This is a genomic window from Sinanaerobacter chloroacetimidivorans (genome assembly GCF_018128545.1).
Lineage (GTDB): Bacteria > Bacillota > Clostridia > Peptostreptococcales > Anaerovoracaceae > Sinanaerobacter > Sinanaerobacter chloroacetimidivorans.
In genome coordinates this window covers 1-3,464 of sequence record NZ_JAGSND010000044.1, presented here as the reverse complement: position 1 = coordinate 3,464, position 3,464 = coordinate 1, and the positions used below count along the sequence as shown (strand labels likewise).

At 43.9% G+C, this 3,464-nt stretch carries 1 protein-coding gene; it reads left to right on the top strand.

Annotation, left to right across the window (positions count from 1 at the left end; genetic code table 11):
* Nucleotides 1-6: 6 nt before the first annotated feature.
* The coding region (gene nifJ / locus KCX82_RS22715; protein WP_227020721.1) for a pyruvate:ferredoxin (flavodoxin) oxidoreductase at nt 7-3,464 on the top strand (3,458 nt) is incomplete at its 3' end.

Here is a 3,464-nt window from a genome sequence, read left to right as displayed (position 1 = left end):
AGAAAAATGAAAACAATGGATGGAAACACCGCTGCGGCACATGTATCCTATGCATTTACAGATGTAGCAGCAATTTACCCGATTACACCATCTTCTACCATGGCCGAAGTTGTAGACGAATGGGCAGCCTATGGAAGAAAGAACATTTTCGGGCAGGAAGTTAAAGTTGTAGAAATGCAATCGGAAGCCGGCGCAGCAGGAGCTGTTCATGGATCTCTGGCAGCAGGAGCTTTGACTACTACTTATACGGCATCCCAAGGTCTGCTTCTTATGATTCCCAATATGTATAAAATTGCGGGAGAACTGCTGCCCGGAGTCTTTCATGTAAGTGCAAGAACATTAGCAGCTCATGCACTCTGTATCTTTGGAGATCATTCCGATGTCATGTCGGCAAGACAGACAGGATTTGCATTGCTTGCATCCAGCTCCGTACAGGAGGTTATGGATTTAGGCGGAATCGCACATCTAGCATCTATTAAATCCAGAATTCCTTTCCTACATTTCTTTGACGGTTTTAGAACATCACATGAAGTACAGAAAATTGAAGTAATTGAATATGATGAGTTCAAGAATTTAGTGGATATGGAAGCAGTTCAGCGATTCAGAGACCAAGCTTTGAATCCGGAGCATCCGGTAATACGCGGTACCGCACAGAATCCGGATATCTTCTTCCAGGCGAGAGAAGCATCTTCAAAATTCTTTGAAGCCGTACCTGGAATCGTAGAAGATTACATGAAAAAAATCAGTGACCTTACGGGCAGAGAGTACAAGCCTTTTGATTACGTAGGTCATCCAGAAGCAGAAAATGTCATTATTGCAATGGGTTCCGTTTGTGAAACCATTGAAGAAACCATTAATTTACTCCTGTCACAGGGAAGAAAAGTAGGTTTGATTAAAGTAAGACTGTATAGACCTTTTGCACCGGAATATTTAAAGGCTGTAATGCCGAAGACCGTAAAAAGACTGGCTGTTCTAGACAGAACGAAAGAGCCTGGTGCGCCTGGAGATCCGCTCTATCTTGATGTAAGATCCATGTACTACAGAGATGCGAACGCTCCAGAAGTCTATGGCGGAAGATATGGATTGGGTTCAAAAGACACGACTCCCGGACAGATTGTAGCAGTGTACAACAACCTTGACGAAAAAGAGCCAAAAGATCAATTCACCATCGGTATTAACGATGATGTGACCTTTACCTCCCTTCCAACAGTAGAAGGAATTGCAACAGAACCAGCCGGAACCATCCGATGTAAGTTCTGGGGACTTGGATCAGACGGAACCGTTGGAGCCAATAAAAATGCAATAAAAATCATCGGTGATAAAACAGATCTTTATGCACAAGGATACTTCTCCTATGACTCTAAAAAATCCGGCGGGATCACTATTTCCCACTTACGATTTGGGAAGAGCAAGATTCAGTCAACTTATCTGATCAATGAAGCTGATTTCGTTGCCTGTCACAATCAGGCTTACGTAGAACAGTATGATCTTTTGAAGGGTCTGAAAAAAGGCGGAACCTTTGTACTGAACTGTATTTGGAATGATCAGGAACTGGGCGATCACCTGCCTGCTCATATGAAGAGATACCTTGCCAAGAACAACATTAACTTCTATACCATCGATGCAACAGATATCGCCAATGAAATTGGATTAGGCAACAGAATCAACATGGTAATGCAGGCTGCTTTCTTTAAGCTGGCAAATGTTATTCCTGTGGAGGATGCCGTAGCATACCTGAAAGAAGCAGTAGAGCATTCTTATGGTAAGAAAGGTCAGAAGATTGTTGACATGAATAATGCAGCAATCGATAAAGGGATCACTGAAATTAAGAAAGTAGAAATCCCTGCAGATTGGGCTGATGCTAAGGATCATGAGAAAGAGGAAAGCAAAGTTCCAGAATTCATCGAAGAAATCTTGATTCCAATGACAAGACAAGAAGGAGATGACCTTCCTGTCAGCGCTTTTGAAGGAATCGAAGACGGAACCTTCCCATCCGGTACGGCTGCTTATGAAAAGAGAGGTGTAGCTACCAGCTTGCCCAAGTGGATACCGGAAAATTGTATCCAATGTAATCAGTGCTCCTTCGTATGTCCGCATGCTTCCATCAGACCTGTTCTTGTAACAGAAGAAGAAAAAGCAAATGCACCGGAAGGCTTTGAAACAAAGAAAGCTATCGGAAAAGGACTGGAAGGGCTGGAATATAGAATACAGCTTTCCCCGCTGGATTGTTTGGGCTGCGGAAATTGTGCCGATATTTGCCCTGCAAAACAGAAAGCGTTAGTAATGCATCCATTTGCAGACCTGCTATCCGAAAAGGAACTTTGGAATTACAGCGCAGAACTTCCGCTGAAGGATGATCTGCTGTCCAAGGAATCTGTAAAAGGAAGCCAGTTTGCAAAACCGTATCTGGAATTCTCAGGTGCTTGCGCAGGGTGCGGAGAGACACCATACATTAAGCTCGTTACTCAGCTATATGGTGACCGTATGATGATTGCCAATGCCACAGGTTGTTCCTCTATCTGGGGTGCATCTGCTCCATCCACTCCTTATTGCAAGGATGAAAATGGAAGAGGTCCGTCCTGGGCGAACTCCCTCTTTGAGGATAATGCCGAATACGGATTAGGCATGCTGGTTGCTACAAAGCAGATGAGAGAAAAGATTGAGGATTCTCTGAATGCATTATTGAAGAAGGATATTGCAGTAGATGTGAAAGAAGCAATTGAAAACTGGATTGCAACAAAAGATGACGGTGCAGCTTCAAGAGCGGCAAGTGAAGCATTGCTGGCAGCTTTAGAATCCGTTGCAACTTCCGACGAAGAAGTGAAGACTGGAATCAAAGAAGTTGTCGATAGAAAAGACTTCCTTGTGAAGAAATCGGTATGGGCATTAGGCGGAGACGGCTGGGCCTATGACATCGGCTACGGCGGATTGGATCACGTACTTGCATCCGGTGAGAATATCAATATCCTTGTATTTGATACGGAAGTATATTCCAATACGGGGGGACAGTCCTCCAAATCCACTCCGACTGCTGCGATTGCTAAATTTGCAGCTTCCGGAAAGAGAATCAAGAAAAAGGATCTTGGCATGATGGCCATGTCCTATGGATACGTTTATGTAGCTCAGGTTGGTATGGGAGCTGATAAGAATCAGTTTATGAAAGCTGTCATCGAAGCAGAAAAATATGACGGACCTTCCATCATCATTGCGTATGCTCCTTGTATCAATCACGGCATTAAAAAGGGAATGGGCAAAGCTCAGGAAAATATCAAAGATGCTGTGGATGCAGGTTACTGGCACCTTTACAGATTCAATCCGGAGCTGAAGAAGGAAGGAAAGAATCCGTTCACATTGGATTCCAAAGCACCTACTACCAGCTTCAAGGATTTCATCCTGGGTCAGGTAAGATATTCATCCCTTGCTCAGGAATTCCCGGATGTTGCTGATAAACTGTTCGAAGTTGC